20 protein-coding genes are annotated in these 22,198 nt (G+C 72.2%); 6 read left to right on the top strand and 14 right to left on the bottom strand.

Translation table 11 applies throughout. The features are described from left to right. Positions 1 to 89: 89 nt before the first annotated feature. On the bottom strand, positions 90 to 1,277 hold the full coding sequence (locus R4I43_RS28700) for a zinc-dependent alcohol dehydrogenase (RefSeq protein WP_324268826.1): 1,188 nt from the start codon (positions 1,275 to 1,277) through the stop codon (positions 90 to 92). Then, positions 1,274 to 2,467 (bottom strand): hypothetical protein, encoded by a 1,194-nt coding sequence (locus R4I43_RS28705; RefSeq protein ID WP_324268827.1) that lies wholly within the window; start codon positions 2,465 to 2,467, stop codon positions 1,274 to 1,276. Before R4I43_RS28705 ends, R4I43_RS28700 begins: the two co-directional genes overlap by 4 nt. 103 nt (positions 2,468 to 2,570) lie before the next feature. Here R4I43_RS28705 and R4I43_RS28710 point away from each other — a divergent pair, with 103 nt between their 5' ends. Then, positions 2,571 to 3,635 (top strand): NAD-dependent epimerase/dehydratase family protein, encoded by a 1,065-nt coding sequence (locus R4I43_RS28710; protein ID WP_324268828.1) that lies wholly within the window; start codon positions 2,571 to 2,573, stop codon positions 3,633 to 3,635. Between the two features lies 1 nt (position 3,636). Here the strand turns inward: R4I43_RS28710 and R4I43_RS28715 are convergent, their stop codons facing one another. The 6 genes from R4I43_RS28715 to R4I43_RS28740 all read right to left on the bottom strand — a co-directional run bounded on the left by R4I43_RS28715 (position 3,637) and on the right by R4I43_RS28740 (position 10,615). Continuing rightward, a complete protein-coding gene (locus R4I43_RS28715; RefSeq protein WP_324268829.1) occupies positions 3,637 to 4,563 on the bottom strand; it encodes a glycosyltransferase family 9 protein in 927 nt (308 codons plus the stop codon). Beyond that, a complete protein-coding gene (locus tag R4I43_RS28720; protein ID WP_324268830.1) occupies positions 4,560 to 5,135 on the bottom strand; it encodes a D-sedoheptulose-7-phosphate isomerase in 576 nt (191 codons plus the stop codon). The genes R4I43_RS28715 and R4I43_RS28720 overlap by 4 nt, the downstream gene beginning before the upstream one ends. Continuing rightward, positions 5,132 to 6,364 carry a glycosyltransferase gene (locus R4I43_RS28725; protein WP_324268831.1) on the bottom strand — a complete coding sequence of 411 codons (1,233 nt, stop codon included), beginning with the start codon at positions 6,362 to 6,364 and terminating at the stop codon, positions 5,132 to 5,134. Before R4I43_RS28725 ends, R4I43_RS28720 begins: the two co-directional genes overlap by 4 nt. Then, a complete protein-coding gene (locus R4I43_RS28730; protein WP_324268832.1) occupies positions 6,361 to 7,905 on the bottom strand; it encodes an HAD-IIIA family hydrolase in 1,545 nt (514 codons plus the stop codon). Before R4I43_RS28730 ends, R4I43_RS28725 begins: the two co-directional genes overlap by 4 nt. Continuing rightward, positions 7,902 to 9,539, bottom strand: coding sequence for a carbamoyltransferase family protein (locus R4I43_RS28735; RefSeq protein WP_324268833.1), 1,638 nt, complete (start codon positions 9,537 to 9,539; stop codon positions 7,902 to 7,904). Before R4I43_RS28735 ends, R4I43_RS28730 begins: the two co-directional genes overlap by 4 nt. Before the next feature lie 113 nt (positions 9,540 to 9,652). Continuing rightward, on the bottom strand, positions 9,653 to 10,615 hold the full coding sequence (locus R4I43_RS28740; protein ID WP_324268900.1) for an NAD-dependent epimerase/dehydratase family protein: 963 nt from the start codon (positions 10,613 to 10,615) through the stop codon (positions 9,653 to 9,655). A 145-nt stretch (positions 10,616 to 10,760) separates the two neighbouring features. Between R4I43_RS28740 and R4I43_RS28745 the strand changes: the two genes are divergently transcribed. Next, positions 10,761 to 10,916, top strand: a complete 156-nt coding sequence (locus R4I43_RS28745) for a hypothetical protein (protein WP_324268834.1) — start codon at positions 10,761 to 10,763, stop codon at positions 10,914 to 10,916. A 100-nt stretch (positions 10,917 to 11,016) separates the two neighbouring features. Here R4I43_RS28745 and R4I43_RS28750 read toward each other — a convergent pair whose 3' ends face one another. Further along, a complete protein-coding gene (locus tag R4I43_RS28750) occupies positions 11,017 to 12,252 on the bottom strand; it encodes a PucR family transcriptional regulator (RefSeq protein ID WP_324268835.1) in 1,236 nt (411 codons plus the stop codon). 97 nt (positions 12,253 to 12,349) lie between these two features. Between R4I43_RS28750 and R4I43_RS28755 the strand changes: the two genes are divergently transcribed. From R4I43_RS28755 to R4I43_RS28765, 3 genes are read left to right on the top strand one after another with little or no spacing between them, the layout of a single operon-like run. Further along, the gene (locus R4I43_RS28755; RefSeq protein ID WP_324268836.1) at positions 12,350 to 13,846 is read left to right on the top strand and encodes a flavin-containing monooxygenase; all 1,497 of its coding nucleotides are present in this window, start codon (positions 12,350 to 12,352) and stop codon (positions 13,844 to 13,846) included. After that, on the top strand, positions 13,843 to 14,745 hold the full coding sequence (locus R4I43_RS28760) for an alpha/beta fold hydrolase (protein ID WP_324268837.1): 903 nt from the start codon (positions 13,843 to 13,845) through the stop codon (positions 14,743 to 14,745). The genes R4I43_RS28755 and R4I43_RS28760 overlap by 4 nt, the downstream gene beginning before the upstream one ends. Then, positions 14,745 to 15,590, top strand: a complete 846-nt coding sequence (locus R4I43_RS28765; RefSeq protein WP_324268838.1) for an SDR family NAD(P)-dependent oxidoreductase — start codon at positions 14,745 to 14,747, stop codon at positions 15,588 to 15,590. Before R4I43_RS28760 ends, R4I43_RS28765 begins: the two co-directional genes overlap by 1 nt. On the opposite strand, the gene R4I43_RS28770 is transcribed toward R4I43_RS28765, so the two are convergent. The 3 genes from R4I43_RS28770 to R4I43_RS28780 all read right to left on the bottom strand — a co-directional run bounded on the left by R4I43_RS28770 (position 15,520) and on the right by R4I43_RS28780 (position 18,391). Beyond that, positions 15,520 to 16,647, bottom strand: coding sequence for an NAD/NADP octopine/nopaline dehydrogenase family protein (locus R4I43_RS28770; RefSeq protein ID WP_324268839.1), 1,128 nt, complete (start codon positions 16,645 to 16,647; stop codon positions 15,520 to 15,522). The genes R4I43_RS28765 and R4I43_RS28770 overlap by 71 nt on opposite strands. A gap of 87 nt (positions 16,648 to 16,734) precedes the next feature. Continuing rightward, positions 16,735 to 17,487 carry an amino acid ABC transporter ATP-binding protein gene (locus R4I43_RS28775; RefSeq protein ID WP_324268840.1) on the bottom strand — a complete coding sequence of 251 codons (753 nt, stop codon included), beginning with the start codon at positions 17,485 to 17,487 and terminating at the stop codon, positions 16,735 to 16,737. After that, positions 17,471 to 18,391 (bottom strand): amino acid ABC transporter permease, encoded by a 921-nt coding sequence (locus tag R4I43_RS28780; protein WP_324268841.1) that lies wholly within the window; start codon positions 18,389 to 18,391, stop codon positions 17,471 to 17,473. The genes R4I43_RS28775 and R4I43_RS28780 overlap by 17 nt, the downstream gene beginning before the upstream one ends. A gap of 333 nt (positions 18,392 to 18,724) precedes the next feature. On the opposite strand from R4I43_RS28780, the gene R4I43_RS28785 reads away from it, so the two are divergent. After that, on the top strand, positions 18,725 to 19,621 hold the full coding sequence (locus tag R4I43_RS28785; protein WP_324268842.1) for an ABC transporter substrate-binding protein: 897 nt from the start codon (positions 18,725 to 18,727) through the stop codon (positions 19,619 to 19,621). A gap of 175 nt (positions 19,622 to 19,796) precedes the next feature. On the opposite strand, the gene R4I43_RS28790 is transcribed toward R4I43_RS28785, so the two are convergent. Both R4I43_RS28790 and R4I43_RS28795 read right to left on the bottom strand, forming a co-directional pair. Further along, positions 19,797 to 21,158 (bottom strand): NtaA/DmoA family FMN-dependent monooxygenase, encoded by a 1,362-nt coding sequence (locus R4I43_RS28790; RefSeq protein WP_324268843.1) that lies wholly within the window; start codon positions 21,156 to 21,158, stop codon positions 19,797 to 19,799. A gap of 13 nt (positions 21,159 to 21,171) precedes the next feature. Then, the gene (locus R4I43_RS28795; protein WP_324268844.1) at positions 21,172 to 22,191 is read right to left on the bottom strand and encodes an LLM class flavin-dependent oxidoreductase; all 1,020 of its coding nucleotides are present in this window, start codon (positions 22,189 to 22,191) and stop codon (positions 21,172 to 21,174) included. Positions 22,192 to 22,198 lie beyond the last annotated feature (7 nt).

The raw sequence follows: 22,198 nt of genomic DNA on the forward strand, positions 1-22,198 counted from the left end.
TGCCCCTCCTCTTTTGGTGACCTGCGGGGGGGGGGTTGCCCGCGGGGGTGGTCACCGCCCGGAGCGCTGAGCGGCCGATTCCGGCGCGGTCAGGAGTGGGGTTCGAGGAGGACCTTGATCGCGCCGTCCTGCTTGCGCTGGAAGATGTCGTAGCCGTGCGGGGCGTCCTCCAGCCGCATGCGGTGCGTGGTCAGGTCGCGGACGCCCAGCGGGTCGGATTCGTCGGCGACCAGCGGCATCAGCTCGGGGATCCAGCGCTTGACGTGGGCCTGCCCCATGGCGATCCGCACGCCCTTGTCGAAGAGCGTGAGCATCGGCATCGGGTCGGCCATGCCGCCGTAGACGCCGCTGAGCGAGATCGTGCCGCCGCGCCGCACGCAGTCGATGCACTGGTACAGCGCGGAAAGCCGGTCCACGCCTGCGGTGGACATCAGAGGTTCGGAGATCGCTTCGGGCAGCGCGCTGGCGACCTTCTGCCCCAGCTCGGCCACCGGAGAGCCGTGGGCCTCCATGCCCACCGCGTCGATCACCGAGTCGGCGCCGCGCCCGTCGGTGAGGTCGCGCACCACCTCGGTGACGTCGTCGTGCGCGCTGGCGTCGACGGTGCGGACGCCGTTCCGGGAGGCCATGTCCAACCGCTCGGGCACGAGGTCGACGCCGATCGGGTGGAAGCCGCGGTGCTGGGCGATGCGCGCGGCCATCTGCCCGATCGGGCCGAGCCCGAACACCGCCACGCTGCCGCCCCTGGGCACGTCGGCGTACTCGACGGCCTGCCAGGCGGTGGGCAGCACGTCGGAGAGGTACACGAACCGCTCGTCCGGCGGCCCCTCCGGCACCTTGACCGGCCCGAAGTGGGCCTGCGGCACCCGCAGGTACTCGGCCTGACCGCCCGGGACGCTGCCGTAGAGCTTGGTGTAGCCGAACAGCGCCGCGCCGCTGCCCTGGTCGCGGACCTGCGTGGTCTCGCACTGGGCGTGCAGGCCGCGCTCGCACATCCAGCAGTGGCCGCAGGCGATGTTGAACGGGATCACGACGCGGTCGCCGGGCGCGATGTGCGACACCGAGGAGCCGGTCTCCTCGACCACGCCCATCGCCTCGTGCCCGAGCACGTCACCGGTGTCGAGGAACGGCGCCAGCACCTCGTAGAGGTGCAGGTCGGAACCGCAGATCCCGCTGCTGGTGACGCGGATGATCGCGTCGGTGTCGGATTCCAGTTTCGGGTCGGGCACGTCCTCCACTCGGACGTCCCGCGGACCGTGCCAGGTCAGTGCCCTCACCAGCGACCTCCTCGGCGGATCGTCGTCACCCGACGGCATTGCCCCGCAGTGGAGGGGTCAAACCTGCCTCGTCTCGCGCTGCTCGCGGCGACGCCGGGCGCGGCGCTCCCGCTCGCGCTTGCTGTAGGTGGCCCGCCGCCGCGGACTCGGTCTCCAGGCTCGAGCCCAGCGCCCCGGCGACCGTGCCCATCGAGCTGGCCAGCCGGGACAGCGCCAGGTGGTCCAGCGGCCCGGCGCGATGGCCCAGCTGACCGCTGAGGAACTCGGGGCTGATGACCGTCGCCGATCCCAGCGCGGTCACCGCGAACAGCAGCGCGTACATGCAGCTCACACCGATGGTCACGGTCAACAGCGTCGCGGCGTTGTACATCCGGGTCTTGTGCCGGGTCGCCGCCGGGGCTCTCCCACAAGCCGTTGTGCACGATCAGCCAGCCGACCATCGCGGTCACGGCGAAGAAGTTGATCAGGATCAGCCGCGTGGCGGTGAGGCTGTCGGCCAGGCTCCAGATGCTGGGGAAGAACACGCCGAAGGCCGCCGTACCGGCACCGGCCGCGACCGCGCGCGACAGCCCCGGCACCAGCCACCACGGCCGGTTGTCGCGCACCATCCCGAACAGCAGGCGCATCTTGCCGAGCAGTCCCGGCAGCACCAGGTTCGAGTCGACGTTCTCCTCGCTGGACGGGATCTGCCGGACGCGGACACCGAACACGCCCCAGCTGCCCGCGTGGTACCCGTCGTCCTCGCGACTCGTCTTGAGCCCCAACGTCTCCCGCGCGAGCAGGCCGACCAGGTGCACCGCCACCCGGCGGGCGTAGGGCAGCAGCCGGATCCAGCCGATCGCCGGCACCGACGCCAGCGCCGCCCCGCTGTCGGTGTCGGCGTCGGCGACCACCGCGCCCGCCGGGTCCACTCGCGGGAGGTCGGTCAGGCAGGTCAGCAGGTCCCAGTGCTCGCTGCGCCCCTTCTCCGCGGCCTTCTCGGCCATGTCGATGGTGCCGTCGTCGCCCAGCGGGAGCTCTTCCGAGCTCGTCCGCACGCGCCAGTCGACGTCCTCGGCGACTCGGGAGCGCAGCTCGTCCGGCATCTCCTGGGCGAGCCGTTCGGCGATCTCGGTGGGCACTCCGGGGTCGGCGACGATGCCGACCGCGATCCGCCCGAATTCCTGGGAGCTCGTCTCACCTGCGGACACGACCGTGACCTTTCCAGTTCGAGGCGCGGTGAAACTCGGGCGTTTGCGGTGCCGCGTGCGGGGAAGCCCGAGGGGGAGGTCTCGCAGAGCACGGGAGGTGGGCATGAGTGCGTCCGGAGACGACCGGCGAGTCGCGATCGTCGGTGCGACGGGCAACCTCGGGACCAGCGTCGTGGCAGCGCTGCGCGAGGACCCGGACGTCGAGATCACCGCGCTGTCCCGGAGGGAGCCGTCCGCGCTCGGCGCGGACGTCGACTGGTCGAGCACCGACATCTGCCAGGACGACCTGGTGGGCCGGTTCGCCTCCACCGACACCGTCGTCAACCTGGCCTGGCTGTTCCAGCCCACGCACGATCCGGTGACGACCTGGCGCAACAACGTGCTCGGTTCGATCCGCGTCTTCGAGGCCGCAGCCGCGGCCGGGGTGCGCAAGCTGGTGCACGCCTCGTCGATCGCCGCCTACTCCCCCGGGCGCGGACGCCAGCCGGTCAACGAGTCCTGGCCGACGCACGGCTGGCCGAACGCCGCCTACAGCCGGGAGAAGGTCTACCTGGAGCGCTACCTGGACTCCTTCGAGCGGCGGTACCCCGACATCGAGGTCGTCCGGATGCGCACCGCGTTCTGCTTCAAACCCGAGTCCGCGGAGGAGCAGCGGCGCCTGTTCATCGGGCCGTTCCTGCCGAACCGGCTGGCCCGCCCCGAGCTGCTGCCCGCGTTCCCGCTGCCCGCCGGACTGCGCTTCCAAGCCGTGCACAGCGACGACGTGGGCCAGGCCTACCGGCTCGCGGTGCGCTCGGAGGTCGCCGGCGCGTTCAACGTCGCCGCCGACCCGGTCATCGACGCCTCGGAGCTCGCCGAACTCCTCGACGCCCGGCCGATCCCGGTCCCGCCGTGGCTGGTGCGCGGCGCGCTGTCGGCGGCGTGGCACCTGCACCTGGTGCCCGCGTCGCCGGGGTTGTTCGAGACGTTCATGCGGCTGCCGGTCATGGACACCAGCAGGGCGCGCACCGAGCTCGGCTGGACCCCGGTGCACGACTCCACCTCGGCGGTCGCGGGCTTCCTGCGCGGCCTGCGCTCGGCCACCGGCGACGACACGCCACCGCTGCGCTCGCCGATCCCGGGCGGCAGGGTGCAGGAGCTGCGCACCGGCGTCGGCCAGCGGCCCTGATTCACGCTGCCCGCACGGCTTTCCGCGCGGCGTCGAGCACCTGCTCGGTGGTCAGGGCCAGCAGGCCCGGGTCCGGTTCGGAGGCGAAGGTGTCACCGCTGCGGCCGTGCCAGAGCGCGATGTGCCGGTCGTCCGCGGGCGGGCCCCAGTAGCGGGGTGCGACCGGCCCGAACAGCACCACCGACGGCGTGCGGAACGCGCTGGCCAGGTGGGCGATTCCGGTGTCGCCACAGATCAGCAGGCGGGCGTGGGCGACCAGGGCCGCCAGCTCGCGCAACCCGGTGCGCCCGGCCAGCACCGCCTCCGGCGCGAGATCGGCGAGCTCGGCCACTCGCGAGGCGCGTGCGCGCTCGGCGCCGGAACCGGTGAGCACCACGTCGGAACCGGCGTCCGCGGCCCAGCGCGCCACGTCGGCGTAGCGGTCCACCGGCCACAACCGGGCGCCGTGACTGGCACCCGGGTGCACGATCACGGTCCCCGGGCGGGGAACCTCCAGCGGCGTCGGCAGCAGCAGGTCGTCCGGATCGGCGTCGATGTCGTGGTGCCGCAGCAGCCGGCACCAGCGCTGCCGCTCGTGCTGCTCGGCCTCCCAAACCGGCCCGGCCAGCGGCGGCGCCGCCGGGTGCCGGTGGGACAGGATCCGGCGGGCCCCCGTCGAGCACACCGCGCGCACCGACTCCGGCCCGCTGCCGTGCAGGTTCACCGCGACGTCCGGTTCACCCCGCTGCCAGCGGAATTCCGCCAGCCCGGGCGCGGGTACCAGCTCGTCCACCTCGGGCAGCAGGTCCAGCAGCGCGCCCAGCGGTTCCGGCGCGGCCAGCAGCACCTGGTGCTGCGGGTGGGCGCGCCGCAACCCGCGCAGCGCCGGGACGGCGGTGAGCAGATCGCCCAGCCCGAGGGCGCGCAGCACGAGAAGCGTGGTGATCACCGGGTTTCCGGTGCCTCCTCAGCGGTCAGCGCGTCGAACTCGCCGCACAGCGCGTGGATCAGCGCCAGGTGGATCTCCTGCACCGTGGCCACGCCGGGAGCCTCGACGGCCACCGCGTCGTCGCAGACGGCGGCGAGGTCGTTCGGGACGGGTCCGGTCAACGCCCAGGTCAGCAAGCCCAGCTCCCGCGCGGTCTTGGCGGCGGCGAGCACGTTCTGGCTGCGCCCGCTGGTCGACAACGCGACCAGCACGTCACCGGGACGCCCGTGCGCGCGCACGGCGCGGGCGAAGACCTCCTGCTCGCCGTAGTCGTTGAGCGTCGCGGTGAACGCCGAGGTGTCGGCGTGCAGCGCGATCGCCGAGTACGGCCTGCGGTCTCGCAGGAATCGCCCGGTCAGCTCGCCCGACAGGTGCTGGGCTTCCGCGGCGCTGCCACCGTTTCCGCAGGTCAGCAGGCGTGCTCCGGCGCTGAGCCGGTCCGCGAGCGTGCCCGCCCAGCCGCGCAGCTTCGGCGCGGCGGAGCTGGTGTGCCACGCGGCGGCGCCCAGGTCTTGGAAGTGCTGTTCGATCACGGTGCTCCCCCTCCCGGCGCGGCGGCCACCGCGGCCCTCCTGGACTGCGCCGAACGCACCTGGTGGTAGATGTCCTCGGCTTCGCCGACGAGCCGGTCCCACCCGTAGCGGGCCCGAACTCGTTGCGCGCCTGCGGTTCCGAGTTCGGCGCGCAGGCCCGGCCGGTCCAGCAGCTCGCGCACGGCCCGTGCGGTCGCGGCCGGGTCGTGCGGTGGCACGTGCAGCCCCGTCCGGCGGTCCACGACGGTGTCGAGGTGCCCGCCGACCGCGCTGACCACGACCGGCACACCGCAGGCCATCGCCTCCAGCGGCACGGTGCCGAACGGCTCGTACCAGGGGACGCTGGCGACCACGTCGACCGACCGGTGGAGATCCGGGGCGTCGTCGTGCGGGACCTGCCCCAGGAACTCGGTTCGGTCGGCGACGCCGGCCTGCCGGGCCACCGCCTGCAGCCGGTTGACCTCCGGGTCGTCGGCCCACTCCGCCTCCCGCGGCCCGCCCGCGATGAGCAGCCGGGCGTCGGGGAGGTCGCGCATCGCGCGGATCACCACGTCCACGCCCTTGCGCTCGACCAGCCTGCCGATGCTGAGGATCCGGGCGGGCCCGCGCTTCGGCTGGCGCGGTGCGGCCGGGCAGAACCGGTCGACGTCGATGCCGCAGGGCAGGATCGCGGTGCGCTCCGGCGGCACGCCCATCTCGGCGAGCTCGCCGACTTCGTCGGTGCAGGTGGCGATCACGCGGTCGGCGCCGCGGGCGACCTGGGCCTCCAGCTCGATCCGCTGCGGCGGGCTGGTGTCCTTGGCGCCCTGCTCGCGCCGCTTGACCCGGCCCAGCGCGTGGAAGGTCTGCAGCAGGGGCACGTCCAGACCAGCGGCGCCGCGCTGGGCGGCGAGACCGCTCATCCAGAAGTGCGCATGCACCAGGTCCGGTGGCGCGCTCGCCCAGGTCTCGGCGAGCTGCGCGGCGAAGGCGTCCATGTGGGGCAGCAGTTCGTCCTTGGGCATCGGTTCGGGCGGCCCGGCCGCCACGTGCCGGACGGTGAACCCCTCGTCGGTGCGCACCCGCTCGGATTGCGTCGGCGAGTCGCGGCGGGTGTGCACGACGACGTCGTGCCCGCGCCGGGCCAGCCCGGTCGCCAGTTCCGCCACCTGCACGTTCTGGCCTCCCGCATCGGCTCCGCCGAGTGCCGCCAGCGGGCTGGCGTGCTCGGAAACCATGTCGATCCTCATCGCGGCACCTCCTGCCGGACGGGGCGCCGCGTCGCCGCGCGCACCCGGCCGTCCCGCAGCACGCGGGAGACAGCGGCCTCGAGGGTCGGCGCGACCTCGGCTTCGACGAGCGCCCTGGTCGTCTCCTCGGTCCTGGTCCGCTCGGTGGGCACCAGGATCGCCCTGGCACCGGCGTGGTGGGCCGCCGCGACGTCGGCGCCGGTGTCACCGATGACCACGCAGGCCCGCGGCGGCACCCGCAACCGGGCCGCGGCTCGTTCGATCAGCCCGGATTTCGGTTTGCGGCAAGCGCATCCGGCGCTGTCGTCGTGCGGGCACCACTGCCAGGTGTCGATCGGTCCCAGCTCGCGCTGCACCGCGGCGTTGACGGCGACGACGTCCTCGTCGCGCAGCAGACCGCGCGCCACGCCGGACTGGTTGCTCACCACGCCGATCGGGATGCCGGCGACCCGCAGTCGATCCAACGCTTCCCGCGCCCCGCGGACCGGGCGAACCCGGGCGGGATCGCCGTTGTAGGGCACGTCGTGGATGAGCGTGTCGTCCCGGTCGAACAGCACCGCGGCGGGCGTGCGCGGCCTGCTCGTGCGCGCCTCCAGCTCGCCGCGGAACCGGTGCAGGCAGGCGGCGGGCGGGATCAGCGCGCTGGTGACGAGCATCCGCGCCACCTCGGCGGGCGTGCCCGGTCCCGGGATGATGCGCCGGGCGGTGAACTCGGCGGTCAGTCCCAGCCAGACCGCCGCGCCCCGAGCGGCGGCGCGGCGCGCGCCCAGCGCCCAGGCGAGGAGCGCGGTGCCTCCGGCCGCCGTGGTGGCCAGGTGGCGCCGGATCCGGCCGGGCCCTTCGCCGATCATCCTGCGCCAGTGCTCGCCGTACTTGCGGCGCATGATGGCGTTGTCGGCGTTGCCGCGCTGAGCGCGGACGCTGGCGAGGAAACCCGCCGGGCGCGCGGGATGGCTGGTCACGCGGGCGCCGTGGACCAGCCGCCACCCGACGGCCCGCACCCGCAGCGCGAGATCGGCGTCCTCGCGGAACGCGCGGCGGAACTCCTCGTCGAAACCCCCGCAGGCGGAGAGCGCTTCGCGCCGGTAGGCCATGTCGGCGGTGATCCACAGCGCGTCGGCGAGCGCGGCGGTGTCGCGTTCGGCGTCGGTGGGGCGGCGCTCGCTCGGCAGCGGGACGACGATGTCGCCCTGGCAGGCACCCACGTCCGGGCCGACGTCGAGATCGTCCTCGATCTGCTCGCGCCACTCGGCCGCGGGCACGACGTCGTCGTCCAGGAACACCACCCACTCGGTTCCCGCTTCCCGCCAACCGATGTTGCGCGCCGCCGCGGGCCCGCGCCCACCGGAGCGCACGACGCGGATCGGCAGCTGGCCGCGCGGCAGCGGCAGCGGGGCGTCCGCTTCGGGCCGGTCGTCGATGAGCACGACCTCGCGGGGACCGGGACCGCGCCCGGTGTCGAGCGCCGCCAGCGTCCCGGAGAGGCTCTCGCGGCCCGTGGTCGGGATGACCACGGTGTAGTCACCGTGCTGCGCGGTCATGCGCGCTCACCCCTGCGGCGGACCACGAAGGGGCCGAGCACCAGCAGGTCGATCGGTGACGCCCCGAAGCACTCCAGGGCGTCGGCCGGGCTGTCGACCATCGGCCGGCCGGCGGTGTTGAAGCTGGTGTTGATCAGCGCCGGGATGCCGGTGCGCGCGGCGAAGGTGTCGAGCAGCCCGGCCACCAGCGGTTCGCGGTCCCGGTCGACGGTCTGCGGACGGGCGGTGCCGTCGACGTGCACGGCCGCCGGGATCCGGTCCCGCCACTCGGGCCGCACGTCGTGCACGAACAGCATGTACGGACTGCGCTCGGGGCCGCGGTCGAACAGCTCGGCGGCGCGCTCGGCCAGCACCATCGGCGCGACCGGCCGGAACTGCTCGCGGCCCTTGATGTCGTTGAGGCGTTCGACGTTGTCGGCGTTGCCGGGGTGGGCGAGCAGCGAGCGGTGACCCAACGCGCGCGGGCCGAACTCGCTGCGCCCTTGGAACCAGCCCACCGACTCGTCGCGCGCCAGCGCCTCGGCAGCGACCTCGGCGACGTCGTCCGGGCGTTCGTAGGCGAGGTCGGCCGTGCGCAAGGCGTTCTCGATCTCCTCATCGCTCCACCCGCGGCCCAGGTCGGCGCCGGGCATCGGCGCGACCGGCTCGTCGTGCCGCGCCGCGAGCTCCAAGGCCGCGCCCAGCGCGGTGCCGGAGTCGCCCGCCGCCGGCTGCACCCACACCTCCTCGAACGGGCCTTCGCGGGCGATCCGGGTGTTGGCCACGCAGTTCAGCGCCACCCCGCCGGCCATCGCCAGTCGGGTTTCGCCGGTGTTCTCGTGCAGCCACCGCGCGAGGTCGAGCAGCACTTCCTCGAGCCGGGCCTGCACGCTCGCGGCGAGCTGAGCGTGCTTGTCCCCCAACGGTTCCCGTCCCGAGCGGCGCGGCGCCCAGCGCTCCCAGTCGATCCGGTCGATCTCGTAGTGGCCGTCGCCGGTGCTGCGGATCAGCTCGCGGAAGTCCGCCAGGAACGCGGGCTCGGCGTAGGAGGCCAGGGCCATGACCTTGTACTCGTCGCTGGAGCGGCGGAAGCCGAGGTGCTCGGTCAGCTCCTCGTACATCAGCCCGAGCGAGTGCGGCAACCGCTGCTCCGCCAGCGTGGTCAGCCCGCCACCGGAGTAGCGCCCGGCCAGGCCCGAGGTGCTCTCGCCGCGGCCGTCCGCGGTGAGCACCGCGCAGTCGTCGAACGGCGCGGCGAGCGCGGCGGAGGCTGCGTGCGCGACGTGGTGCGGCACGCACACCACCGAGTCGGGGTCCATCCCGGGCAGCGCGGTGGCCAGGAAGTGCGGCGCCCGCTCGGCGAAGGTCGTGCGCAGCCACTCCCAGCCCGGGTCGAGCCCGCCCAGCATCTCGTCCACCAGCGCCGGGTCGTAGGAGCAGGCGACGGCGTCCAGTTCGGACGCCTCGATCCCACCCTGGCGCAGGCACCACGCCGCGGCCTGCTCGGGCTGTTCCCACGCTGCGAACGGGACCGGTGTCTTGCCGTGCTTGCGGCGGGAGAAGCGTTCCTCCTCCGCGGCGGCCACGGTGCGGCCATCGACCACGAGGGCGGCCGCCGGGTCGTGGAAAACGGCGTTGATCCCGAGGATTCGCACGGTCGTCCTCCCGTCGTGGGCGAGCGCAGGCCTTCCTGTCCTATACCGCTACCCTGTGCAGCGGCTCGTAAACACCGGGCCAGGACATTCGCTTTGACGCGCAAGGAAAATCGTCAACCAGCCGCCGCGGTGGCGGGCCGCGCGGCGAACCAGTCGATCGTGCGGCGCAGTCCCTCCGCGACGTCGACCTGCGGCCGCCAGCCGAGCCGCTGCGCGGCGACGGTGATGTCCGGGCAACGGCGGGTCGGTTCGTCGGCGACGGCGGCGAGGTGGGTGATCGGCGAGGACGATCCGGTCAGCGACCGCACGAGCTCGGCGATCTCCAGCACGGTCATCTCGTCGGGTCTGCCGATGTTGACCGGCTCGGTGCGGTCACCGGCGGCCACGGCGAGCAGGCCGCGCACGGTGTCGTCCACATAGCACAGTGAACGCGTCTGGCTCCCATCGCCGTTGACGGTGATGGGCTCGCCGGCCAGCGCCTGGGAGACGAAGGTGGAGATCAGGCGCCCGTCGGTGGGGCGCATGCCCGGGCCGTAGCTGTTGAACACCCGGACGATGCGCGTGTCGACGCGCCGGTGCGCGCGGTAGCAGGAGGTCAGCGCTTCGGCGTAGCGCTTGGCCTCGTCGTAGACGGCGCGCGGTCCGACCGGGTTGACGTTGCCCCAGTAGTCCTCGCGCTGCGGGTGCTGCAGCGGATCGCCGTAGACCTCGCTGGTGGAGGCCAGCAGGAAGCGCGCCCCGGCGCGCTCGGCGAGATCCAGCGCGTGCGCGGTGCCGTGGCTGCCGGCGCGCATGGTCTCGACCGGCATCCGCAGGTAGTCCACCGGCGAGGCGGGCGAGGCCAGGTGCACCACGAGATCGACGTTCTCGGCGTGGACGGGTTCGCGGGCGATGTCGTGTTCGACCAGCTCGAACCTCGGGTCCGACCGCAACTCCCGGACGTTGTCGGTCCCGCTGGTGCTGAAGTTGTCGAGGCAGTGCACCGCGGTGCCGCGACGCAGCAGCTCCGCGCACATCGGCGCGCCGAGGAACCCGGCGCCGCCGGTCACCACGGCCCGGTCGAACGCCCACGCCACCACGACCCCTCCCCTGCTCTCGTCGGACGCCCCGCAGGCTTCCCTCGCCGGCGCGGTCGGCAAACGTTCCGGGCTTCGAGGAGTAGAGATCGACGCCCGCGGGTAGCCGGGAGGGGACGGTACGCCGGAGGAAAGGACGAACCTCATGATCATGCTGGGAATCGTGCTCCTCGTCGTCGGCTATCTCACCGGCGTCCAGATCATCTGGATCCTCGGCATCGTCGCCGTGGTGCTCGGGGCGGTGTTCGCCATCGCCGGTTCCACCGGCCACGCCATCGGCGGACGCGCCCACTGGTTCTGACAGCCGTCTGAAGGGCGGCCGCGGAAAACCCTCCGCGGCCGCCCTTTTTCCGATCCACGGGCGCGAACACGGGCTGAAACCGGGCATCTGCACCGGGTGGCTAGCCCGTGCCGCGCCAGTGGAGGGTTTCGAGGGCCGCGGCCACGGCGAGGGCGTTCTCGGCGAGGGGGCGCGGGAGGAGTTCGTCGGCTCGGGCGAGGCGGCGGACCACCGTGTTGCGGTGGGTGTAGAGGCGTTCGGCGGTGCGGGTGGTGCTGCCCAGCTCGCGCACGTAGGTGAGGGCCGTGGCGCGCGTGTCGGCGTCGGCGTGCTCGAGCTCGCCGAGGGTGTCGGCGAGGAACTCCTCGGTCTGGGTGGGCTCGCTGGTCAGCAGCGACACCAGCTGCACGTCCTGGTAGCGGGCGACCTGCTGCGGCGAGGTGAGGCGGGCGACCATGCGCTGCGTGGTCGCGGCGTCGAGGTGGCTGCGGCGGAAGCCCTCCACGTCGGTGCCGGGCCTGCCGACGGCGACCCGCACGTCGGGGTGCTCGGCCAGCCGCGCGGCGAGCTCGTCGACGGGCGGCGCGGTGGCCACGGGCAGCCAGACCCACGTGGCGGCGGCGCTGGCGATGACGGTGAGCCGGTGATCGGCCCCGGCCGCGCGCATGACCTCCTCCGCGGCGGCTTCGACCTGCTCGGACCCTGCCGCGCCGCTCCAGACGATGGCGGCGGTGTGCGGCCCGGAGAGCCGGTAGCCGAGCTGGCTCTCGGCACGAGCCCGCCCGATCGGCGCGCCTTCCAGCAGCAACGTCACGGCGGCGCGGCGTTCGGCGTGCGCACCGCGGGTGAGCTCGTCGCGCTCGTGCTGCATGCGCTCGCTGACCGCGGCGACGGTGTCGTCGATGAACGTCGCGATGGACAGGGCCGACACGTCGAGGAGTTCGCGCAGCTCACCGGGGTCGTCGGTGAGTCCGAAGACGATCTCGATCCAGCGCCGCCAGGCGACGTTCTGCGCGGTCCGGTAGGAGTCCAGCGCGGTCTCGTCCAGGCCTCGCCGCACCAGGTCGCGGGAGGCTTCGAGCAGCTCGGAGCCGGTGTTGGCGGGCACCCGGCGCCCGGGGTCCTGGACGTTGGCGGCCGCCCAGTGCAGCAGGTTGGCCAGGTTGGCCCGGCGGGTGGCGGCGGCCAGCGCCGGGTCCTCGGCGACCAGCCGCACCCGGGCCCCGCCGAGCGCGGCGGCGTGCAGCTCCTCGATCCACTCGGCCTGCGGGCTGAGGGCGATCTCGGCTCCCCGCCGGAACAGCTCCCGCACGCGCGGGGACACCCTCGGCCACTCGGACGCAGCGTTGTGCACCATCACCGCATGATCCTGGTGCATGTCGCTGTGGCGCAAGTCGGCCGGTGACCGGCATGCTCCTCTACGAACCAGCAGTCCGTCCGCGGGGAGCAGCCCAGTGAGCACCACCGAAACCCCGGTCGAGCACCTCGACGTCCTCGTCGTGGGAGCAGGCATCTCCGGTATCGGCGCAGGCCGCTACCTCAAGACCTCGCACCCCGCGAAGACCTTCGCGATCCTGGAGGCGCGCGGCGCCTCGGGCGGTACGTGGGACCTGTTCCGCTACCCCGGCATCCGCTCGGACTCCGATCTGCACACCTTCGGCTACGAGTTCAAGCCGTGGCGGGACGAGGAGTCGATCGCCTCGGCGCCGCGGATCCTGAAGTACCTGCGCGAGACCATCTCCGAGAACGCCCTGGAACCCCACATCCGCTTCCACCACCAGGTGGTCGCCGCGGAGTGGTCGACCGAGCAGGCGCGCTGGCTGGTCGACATCGCCCATCCCGAGACCGGTGAGCGCCACCGGCTCAGCGCGGGCTGGATCTTCAGCGCGGGCGGCTACTACCGCTACGACGAGGGCCACACCCCGCACTTCGAGGGCCGCGAGCGCTTCACGGGCCCGATCGTCCACCCGCAGCACTGGCCGGAGGACCTGGACCACTCGGGCAAGAAGGTGCTGGTGATCGGCAGCGGCGCGACGGCGGTGACGCTGGTGCCGGCGATGGCGGGCACGGCCTCGCACGTGACGATGCTGCAGCGCACGCCGACCTACATCATGCCGGTGCCGAAGAAGGACGCGGTCGCCAACATCGCGGGCCGGCTGTTCGGCCCGGAGCGCGGTTATGCGATCGCCCGGCGCAAGAACATCCTGCAGCAGCGGCTGATCTGGAGCTTCTGCCAGCGGTTCCCGAAGGCGGCGCGCAAGCTGATCCGCTTCATCAACGCCAAGGCGCTGCCCGAGGGCTATCCGGTCGACACGCACTTCAACCCGCCCTACGACCCGTGGGACCAGCGGTTGTGCGCAGTGCCCGACGGCGACCTGTTCCGGGTGATCCGGCAGGGCCAGGCCTCGGTGGTCACCGACCAGATCGAGACCTTCACCGAGCGGGGCGTGCAGCTGCGCTCCGGCGCGGAGCTGGAGGCGGACGTCATCATCACCGCCACCGGCCTGAACGTGCAGCCCTTCGGCGGCGTCCCGCTGGTGGTCGACGGTGAGCGGGTGAACCTGCCGGACACGATCGCCTACAAGGGCATGATGCTCTCGGGCGTGCCGAACTTCGCCTTCGCGATCGGCTACACGAACTCGTCGTGGACGCTGAAGATCGGGTTGCTGTGCGAGCACTTCTGCCGCCTGCTGTCCCACATGGACCACTACGGGCTCGACATCTGCCGCCCGGTGCCCAGCGATCCGGCGATGCCCAAGCGCCCGTTCCTGGACTTCGGCGCCGGCTACATCCAGCGCGCGGTGGACCAGCTGCCCAAGCAGGGCGACCGGATGCCGTGGCTGACCTCGCTGAGCTACCACTCGGACGTCAAGCTGCTGCGCTCCGACAGCGTCACCGACCCCGAGCTGCGCTTCTCCCGCGCCGAGGTGCGAGCGGCGGTGGCCAGGTGAGCGAGGACCGCTTCGTCGACCTGCCCGCCGGCCCGCGGATCTGCTACCGCCTCGACGGCCCGGCGGACGGGACTCCGCTGGTGCTCATCGCCGGCCTGGGCCTGGACCTCACGTCGTGGCCGCAGCGGCTGGTCGACGGGTTCACCGAGCGCGGGTTCCGCGTGGTGCGCTTGGACAACCGCGACGCGGGCCGCTCCTCGCGCATCGACGCTCCCCCGCCGGGCCGGTTGCGGCAGCTGTTCGCCCGGCCGAGGCCGGACGCCTACGACCTGGGCGACATGGCCGCCGACACCGTCGGCCTGCTCGACCACCTGGGCCTCGAGCGGGTGGAGCTGGTGGGGATGTCGATGGGCGGCATGATCGCCCAGATCGTCGCCGCCCGGCACCCCGACCGGGTCGGCTCGCTGACCTCCATCTTCTCCACCACGGGTGCCCGCGCGGTCGGCCAGCCGGCGCGGTCGACGCTGGTGCGGATGGCCAAGGGCCCGACGCGCACCGTCGAGGAGTCGGTGGAGCGGCACCTGTGGATGCTGCGGCACATCGGCTCGGCGTCGTTCCCGCCGGACGACGACCTGGAGCGCGCCTGGGCGGCCGGGCTGTGGGAGCGCGGCGGCGGTACCAGCGCCAAGGAGGGCCGTCCGCGCCAGATCGGCGCGATCCACGCCAGCGGTGACCGCACGGCGGAGCTGCGGCGGATCACCCTTCCGACGCTGGTGATCCACGGCGACACCGACCGCATGGTGCACGTCAGCGGCGGCCGCGCCACGGCCGCGGCGATCCCGGGCGCCCGCTACGTCGAGATCGACGGCATGGGCCACCACATCGCGCCCGGCCTGATCGACCGGCTGGTGGCGACGACCACCGACCACATCCGCACCCCGGTGGAGGAGAAGGCCTGATGAGCGAGGTTCGAGGCAAGGTCGCCGTCGTCACCGGCGCGGGTTCGGGCATCGGGCGCGAGATCGCCTTCGAGCTGGCGCGCAGGGGTGCGCGGCTGGCGGTCTCCGACGTCGACGAGCTCGGCCTGGCCGACACGGTGGACCGGCTCCACGCGCTGGGCGCGCAGGTGCACTCGGCCGGACTGGACGTCAGCGACCGGCAGGCCGTGGAGGCCTACGCGGCGTCGGTCGCCGCCCATTTCGGCGTGGTGCACCAGGTCTACAACAACGCGGGCATCGCCGCGGGTGGTGCGGTCGCCGACAACGACTGGGAGACCTACGAGCGGGTGCTCGGGGTCAACCTGTTCGGCGTGATCCACGGCAGCAAGGCGTTCCTGCCGCACCTGATCGCCTCCGGTGACGGTCACCTGGTGAACGTCTCCAGTCTCAACGGCATCATGGGCCAGCCGCGCAGCACCGCCTACTGCGCCAGCAAGTTCGGGGTGCGCGGGTTCACCGAGAGCTTGCGCGGCGAGATGCTGCTGGCCGGGCACCCGGTGAAGGTGACGGTGGTGCACCCCGGTGGGGTGCGCACCAACATCGCCTCGGCCGGTCTGGCGGACGCGCGGCGACGCGGTGAGGTGACTCCCGAGGACGAGGCGCGGGTGCGCACCTACAACGAGAAGCTGCTGAAGATGCCGCCGCTGCAGGCCGCGCGCATCGTCGTCGACGGTGTCGAGGCCGGTAAGGAGCGGGTGCTGGTCGGCAACGACGCGAAGCTGGTGGACCTGATGGTCAGACTGCTGCCGCGGATCTACCCGGCGTTGGCGGCGAAGTTCGAACGGCGCCGCTTCCCGCAGCTGTGAGCCCCCGGCGGATCTGCGCGCAGCTCAACTCGGCCCAGCCGAGCCGCTGGAGGGTCCTCCCGGTGCGGCGGAAGGACTTTCCGGCCAGCGTGGACATGACGTTGATGATGGAGCCGACCATCGGCGTCGCGACTCCCGCCGCGTCCGCGAGCGCTTCCAGCGGCACCAGCGTCGAGGCGATGTCCTCGTGCAGGAAGCGGTGGTCCACCGATGCGGGGGCGAGGATGGTCCGGTACGGCTGCGCGCTGCGCATCGCCGCCAGCAGCCCGGTGGTGGTGCAACCGTAGTAGCGGTCGAGGACCTCCGGCATCGGCATCAGGGTGGCGCCGTAGGCGGCGGCGACGGCGCGGAACTCCTGCTCGACGTCGGTGAGCAGCGCGACCGTGCGGTCGGAGACGCCCTCGCGGTAGAACAGCAGCTCCTCGCCCCGGTCGATGGTGCCGAGGTTGGCCAGCGCGATCGGCGCGTGCGCGACCGCCCCGAAGTCGGTGAGTCCTCTGTGGACGAGATTGATGGCGTTCTCCAGCTGCGGGAACCACTCCCGCAGCAGCGGCGCGTGCCGCTGCACCGCACCGGCGGTGGCCCCGGAGAGCAGGTTCCACCGCTTCACGCCCAGGACCCGCACCCCGCGATCGCCGTCGGGCCGGGCGGCGAACAGCGCGTCGGTCTCCACCACGTCCACCTCCGGCGCCCCGGATCGGCGCAACGCCGTGGCGAATTCCGCGCTGCCGCAGAGCTTCCCGGAGAACAGCACGACCACGTGGTCCGAGGTGAGGCGGTCGGCCAGCGAGGCCGCGATCTCCGGGTAGGCGGTGGTGATCGCGGCGATCACCACGACCCGGCAGCGCGACGCCAGCTCACCCGGGTCGGCGGTGACCTCGACGACCGGGAACTCGCCGTCCCACTCCCCGGCCACCCGAACCCGCCCCGAGTCGCGAATCCCGGCCACCCGCTCCGGGTTTCGAGTGCAGATCCGCACCCGGTGGCCGCTCGAAGCCAGGTAGGCGGCCACCGCGAGCCCTTCACCGCCGGCCCCGATCACACCGATCTCGTCCACCGCAGCTCTCCTCGCGATCGATCCCACGTCCAGGTGGTCGGACGTGGCGTCCGCGCGGTTCCCGGGGCGCTCATGACCCGCAGCACATCACAGCGTCCGCTGGAGGAACTCCTGGGTGCGGGCGTGCCTCGGGTTGGTCAGGACCTCGCCCGGCGGACCGGTTTCGACGACCTCGCCCGCGTCGAGGAACACCACCGAGTCCGCCGCCTCGCGGGCGAAACCGATCTCGTGGGTGACCACGACCATCGTCTGCCCGGCGCGCGCCAGGTCGTGCATCACCGCCAGCACCTCGCCCACCAGTTCCGGGTCGAGCGCGCTGGTGGGCTCGTCGAACAGCAGCAGCTTCGGTTCCACCACCAGGGCGCGCGCGATGGCGACCCGCTGCTGCTGGCCCCCGGAGAGCTGGCGGGGATAGGCGTTCTCGCGACCCTCGAGCCCGACCCGGCGCAGCTCCCGGCGAGCACGCGCCACCGCTTCCTCCTTCGGCAGGCCGAGCACGCCGATCGGGGCTTCGACGAGGTTCTGCAGCACGGTCAGGTGGCCGAAGAGGTTGAAGTCCTGGAACACCATGCCGATCCCGGCGCGCTGCCGGGCCACCTGCCGGTCCGGGAGTTCTCGCAGCTTGCCGCCCGATTCCCGGTACCCCACCAGGTCGCCGTCGATCTCGACGCGGCCCGCATCGACCTTCTCCAGGTGGTTGATGCAGCGCAGCAGCGTGCTCTTGCCCGACCCGGACGGGCCGATCACGCAGGTCACCTCGCCGCGTCGGACCGACAGGTCCACACCGCGCAACACCTCGGTCTGCCCGAAGCTCTTGCGCACCTCACGCACGTCGAGCATCGGTCCTCCTCTCCAGGACTCGGCGGAACCGCTGCAGCGGCGTGGGCGGCAGCTCGCGCTGCGAGCCGCGGGCGTAGTGGCGTTCGACGTAGTACTGCGCGGTGGTCAGCAGCGAGGTGACGACCAGGTACCAGAGGGTGGCGACCAGCAGCAGCGGGATCACCAGGTAGTTGCGGTTGTAGATCAGCTGCACCGAGTACAGCAGGTCGTGCACCGCGATGACGCTGACGATCGAGGTGCCCTTGAGCGTTCCGATGAGCATGTTCCCCGCAGGCGGGATGATCGAGCGCATGGCCTGCGGCAGCACGATCCGGCGCAGGATCCGCAGTCGCGTCATGCCCAGCGACTGCGCGGCCTCGGTCTGCCCGGCGTCGACCGACAGGATCCCGGCGCGCACGACTTCCCCGGCGTAGGCGGCCTCGTGCAGCACCAGGCCAATGACGGCCGTGGCGGTGCCGCCGATCAGGTCGACGGTGTTCACCGAGAACCAGGGGCCGATGCTCACCGACGGGTAGAGCGCACCGATGTTGAACCAGAACAGCAGCTGCACCAGCAGCGGGATGGACCGGAACAGCCAGGTGTAGAACCAGCTGAGCGCGTTGAGCACGGGGTTGCCGGACAGCCGCATCACCGCCAGCGCGGTGCCCAGGACGAACCCGAGCACCATCGTCACCGCGGTGAGCCACAGCGTCAGCCACAGGCCGCTGAGCACGGCGGGCAACGTGAAGTACGCGGCCACCGCCTGCCACTGGAAGTGGGGGTTGGTGGCCACCGATCGCGCCACGAGCGCGAACACCACGATCGCGACGAGAGCCGCGAGCCACCTGCCGACGTGCCGCGCGGGCAGGACCTGCGTCGGCGCCGCGTCCGCGCGCACGATCTCGGCCACTGAAGACTGGGTCATGAGGCGACTTTCCTCCTTCGAGGGGAAAGCCTCGCCCGACCGCCACCGGGATCAACGGTAGCTCGCGCGGACCGGGCGTCAACCGCGTCCCACGGACTGATCGTCCTTGACCTCCTTGCGCGAGAAGGCGATTCTCGCCTGGTGATCCGTCGATCCCGCTTGGTGAAGCGCCACCACATCGACCTGGCCCTGGTGTGGTCGGCGTCGTGTCGCGGTTGATCCCTGAACTCTCGCCGGCTCAAGTCCGGTTTCTCTCCCACTTCCCTCGCCCGGGCACGCCACCACCTCCACGCACGTTGCCCCAGAAGGGAATTCACGCTCATGCTCACGCGCTTGAGAACCGCGGTGGTGCTGCTGGCCGCTGGTCTGCTGGCCGGGTGCTCGTCCGGCCTGGCCACCGATTCCGCACCCGGACTGGACGTCGCCACCGACGTGGTGTCGTCGGTTCCGAAGGACGAGGCCGTGGCCGCCTTGCTGCCACCGGAGGTCCGGCAGTCCGGCTCGCTGACCTTCGGCAGCTCCACCGGCTCTCCCCCGTCGGCGTTCCACCTGGCCGACAACCGCACCGTGGTCGGCCAGGACGTCGACATCTCCGATGCCGTGGCACGAGTGCTCGGGGTGCGGATCGACCGCAGGGAGGCCGCGTTCGAGGCGGTCCTGCCCGCACTCGGCAGCGGCAAGTTCCAGGTGGGGACCGGGAACTTCGGCGTGACCGAGGAGCGCAAGAAGACGATCGACTTCGTCACCTACATCGACGACGGGCAGGGGTTCGCGGTCCGCCGGGACAGCGATCTGGGCGAGATCACCGACGTCACCCAGCTGTGCGGGCGGACGATCGGAACCGGCGCGGGCACGACGTTCGAGGCCACGCTCAACGCCAACCGGGACCGCTGCGCCCAGATCGGGCGGGCACCGTACGAGGTGCAGGTCTTCGCCGAGCAGAGCGCCATGTACTCGGCGCTGCAGCAGGGCAAGGTCGAGGTCCTGATGAGCACCATCAACGGCCTGCGCTACGCCACCACCCAGCAGCCCGGGCTGCGCTTCCTCAACGAGTTCCGGCGCCTGGACGTCGGTTTCGCGCTGCCGAAGAACTCACCGCTGGCCCCGGTGCTGCAGGCGGCGGTGAACGAGCTCATCGCCGACGGCACCTACCAGCGCATCCTCCACAAGTGGGGCACGACCGCTTCGGCGATCCCCTCCTCCCAGATCAACCCCACCGAGACCCGCTGACGCGGCCATTCGAACTTCGCGCGAATTTCGAGTCCCCCTCGGAACCTTAGAATTTCGCGCGAAATTTGAATGCACCCTCACGCCTGGCAGGGTCTTCCCATGTCAAGTCCGTCACACAGTGCCCGGGGGATTCGAATTTCGCGCGAAATTGGAATCCACCGGGCCGGACGAGGGGTCAGCGCGGGGTGTTGCGGAAGGCTCCGCGGTGGGATGCCGCCGGGTGGCGGGAGTTGAGGCGGGGGCCGGAGTCGGCGAAGAGCTTCTCGCGGAAGGTGCCCGGGGCGTAGTCGGTCTGCGCCAGTCCGCGGCGGCGGAGTTCGGGCAGCAAGCCCTCGATCACCTCGTCGTAGCTGCCGGGGATGACGTGGTTGATGACGTTGACGCCGTCGATCCCCGCGTCCTGCCAGCGTTCCAGCTCGTCGGCGATGCGCTCCGGAGGGCCGACCAGCCGCATCCGCTCGGCGCGGTAGCGCACCATGTCCTCGATGGTCGGCGAACCACCCGGCACCGAGTCGATGATCGACTGCAGGATCCCCCGCGCGCCTTCGACCTCGAGGTCCTTCAACGGTGTGTCGACCGGCGCGTCGCCGAGGTCGACGCCCATGCCGCCGAGCATGTGCGCGGCCAGGCCCTCGACGGACATGTAGGCGTCCGCGTCGTCCTTGCGCCGCCGCGCCTCGGCTTCGGTGCTGCCCACCACGAACGACAGACCGGCGAAGAACAGCAGGTCCTCCGGGCGGCGCCCGTGGCGGCTCGCCAGGGATCGGACGTTGCCGGTCACCTTCGCCGCGCTCTCGGGCGAACCGGCGAACATGAACACCGCTTCCGCGTTGCGCGCGGCGAAATCCATCCCGGCAGGCGAGTTGCCCGCCTGGAACAGCACCGGCGTGCGCTGCAGTGACGGCGCCACCAGGTGCGGGCCGTCGACCTGGTAGCGCTCGCCGGAGTGGTGGATCTTGTTGATCCCCGCCGGGTCGGCGTGCACGCCCGCGGTCTTGTCGCGCCGCAGCGCGCCGTCGTCCCAACTGCCCTCGAGGAGCTTGTAGACGACGTCGACGTACTCGTCGGCCCAACGGTACCGCTCGTCGTGCGGGGTGAGTCCGGGCATCCCGAAGTTGCGGTGGGAGTTCTCCAGCGCCGAGGTGACGATGTTCCAGCCCACGCGCCCGCGCGTGAGGTGATCCAGCGTGCCTGCTCGGCGGGCGAAGTTGAACGGGTGCTCCTGGATGACCGAGCTCGTCCACGCCAGCCCCAGGTGCTCGGTGGCGGCGCCGAGCGCGGAGATCATCACCGACGGGTCGTGCGAGGGGATCTGCAGCCCCTCGGTGGCGAAGATGTCCCAGCTGCCCCGGTAGTTGCCGTAGAGGCCGACGACGTCGGCGAAGAACATGGCGTCGACGCGCGCGTCCTCCAGCCTGCGCGCCAGCTCGTCGAAGCGGTGCTGCTGGGCGTCCGGTCGCCGCCACTGCCCCTCCAGGATGTGGGAGGTCGTGGCCATCACGAAAGCGCTCAGCCGCAGTCGTTTCCTGGTGTTCAAGGACGCGTTCCCCTCAGTGCGCGGGTTTCCAGCCGAGGCGGGGGCCGAGCTCGGTGGCGATGTCGGTGAGGATCTGGGCGTAGTCGTCGTGGTCGAAGGTGAACGGCAGCGCGAACGCGACCTCGTCGACCTCGCGGAACCCCGCGTGGGCGTGGAGCTGCTCGGCGAGCTGCTCGGAGGTGCCCAGCAGGTCGCGCGCGAACAGCAGTCGCGCGGGCCCCTGCGGTGCGGTGGTGCGCGGGGTGCGGCGTTCGACGTAGGCGGTGTACTTGGCGCGCTGCCGGGGCGTGGCCGAGTCGGTGGGGATGACCACGAGGCCTTGCGAGACGCGCGCCCGCTCGCCGTCGGGGTGGTGGGCGCGGAAGGTGCGGATCAGCGACCGCTGGATCTCGGCGAAGTCCTCGGACTCCTCGGCTTTGACGACGCTGCTGGTCAGCAGGTTCATGCCGTGCTCGCCCGCCCACCGGGCCGAGCCGAGCCTGCCGCCGCCGTACCAGAGCCGCGAGGCGAGGCCGGGAGAGTGCGGCTGCACCCGGTCGGAGAACTCCTCGAAGCCCTCCGTCCCGCTCCACCCGGTCACCGCTTCCCCGCGCACGTGCGCGAGCAGCCGCGCCAACCGCTGGTAGCTGAAGTCCTCGTGTTCGGCGCTGTCCGGGTACAACGCCGCCGTGACGTCGTCGTGGGCGCGGGGCGCGCCGACGCTGATGCCCGGGTTGAGGCGACCACCGGAGAGCACGTCGACGGTGGCGAGGTCTTCGGCCAGCCGCAGCGGGTTCTCCCAGCCCAGCGGGGTGACCGCGGTGCCCAGCTGGATGTGCCGGGTGCGCTGCGACGCGGCGGCCAGCACCGCCACCGGCGAGGAGATCCCGAACTGCAGGTGCCGGTGCCGCACCCAGGCGCTGTCGAAGCCGAGCTGCTCGCCCAGTTCGATGATCTGCAGCGTGGTTTCGTGCCCGGCGCCGGGATCGGCCTCGTCGAACGACCCGATGGTCAGGAACCCGAGGTGGCGCAGGGGCTGGGATTCGGTCGGCACGGTTCCT

The sequence above is a fragment of the Saccharopolyspora mangrovi genome, assembly GCF_035320975.1.
Taxonomy (GTDB): Bacteria; Actinomycetota; Actinomycetes; order Mycobacteriales; family Pseudonocardiaceae; genus Saccharopolyspora; species Saccharopolyspora mangrovi.

Coding starts and splice junctions, on each gene's coding strand:
- R4I43_RS28775 (WP_324268840.1), bottom strand. CDS start 17,487: ATGCTCGACGTGCGTGAGGTGCGCAAGAGCTTCGGGCAGACCGAGGTG.
- R4I43_RS28725 (WP_324268831.1), bottom strand. CDS start 6,364: ATGAGGATCGACATGGTTTCCGAGCACGCCAGCCCGCTGGCGGCACTC.
- R4I43_RS28780 (WP_324268841.1), bottom strand. CDS start 18,391: ATGACCCAGTCTTCAGTGGCCGAGATCGTGCGCGCGGACGCGGCGCCG.
- R4I43_RS28710 (WP_324268828.1), top strand. CDS start 2,571: ATGAGTGCGTCCGGAGACGACCGGCGAGTCGCGATCGTCGGTGCGACG.
- R4I43_RS28750 (WP_324268835.1), bottom strand. CDS start 12,252: ATGGTGCACAACGCTGCGTCCGAGTGGCCGAGGGTGTCCCCGCGCGTG.
- R4I43_RS28730 (WP_324268832.1), bottom strand. CDS start 7,905: ATGACCGCGCAGCACGGTGACTACACCGTGGTCATCCCGACCACGGGC.
- R4I43_RS28745 (WP_324268834.1), top strand. CDS start 10,761: ATGATCATGCTGGGAATCGTGCTCCTCGTCGTCGGCTATCTCACCGGC.
- R4I43_RS28765 (WP_324268838.1), top strand. CDS start 14,745: ATGAGCGAGGTTCGAGGCAAGGTCGCCGTCGTCACCGGCGCGGGTTCG.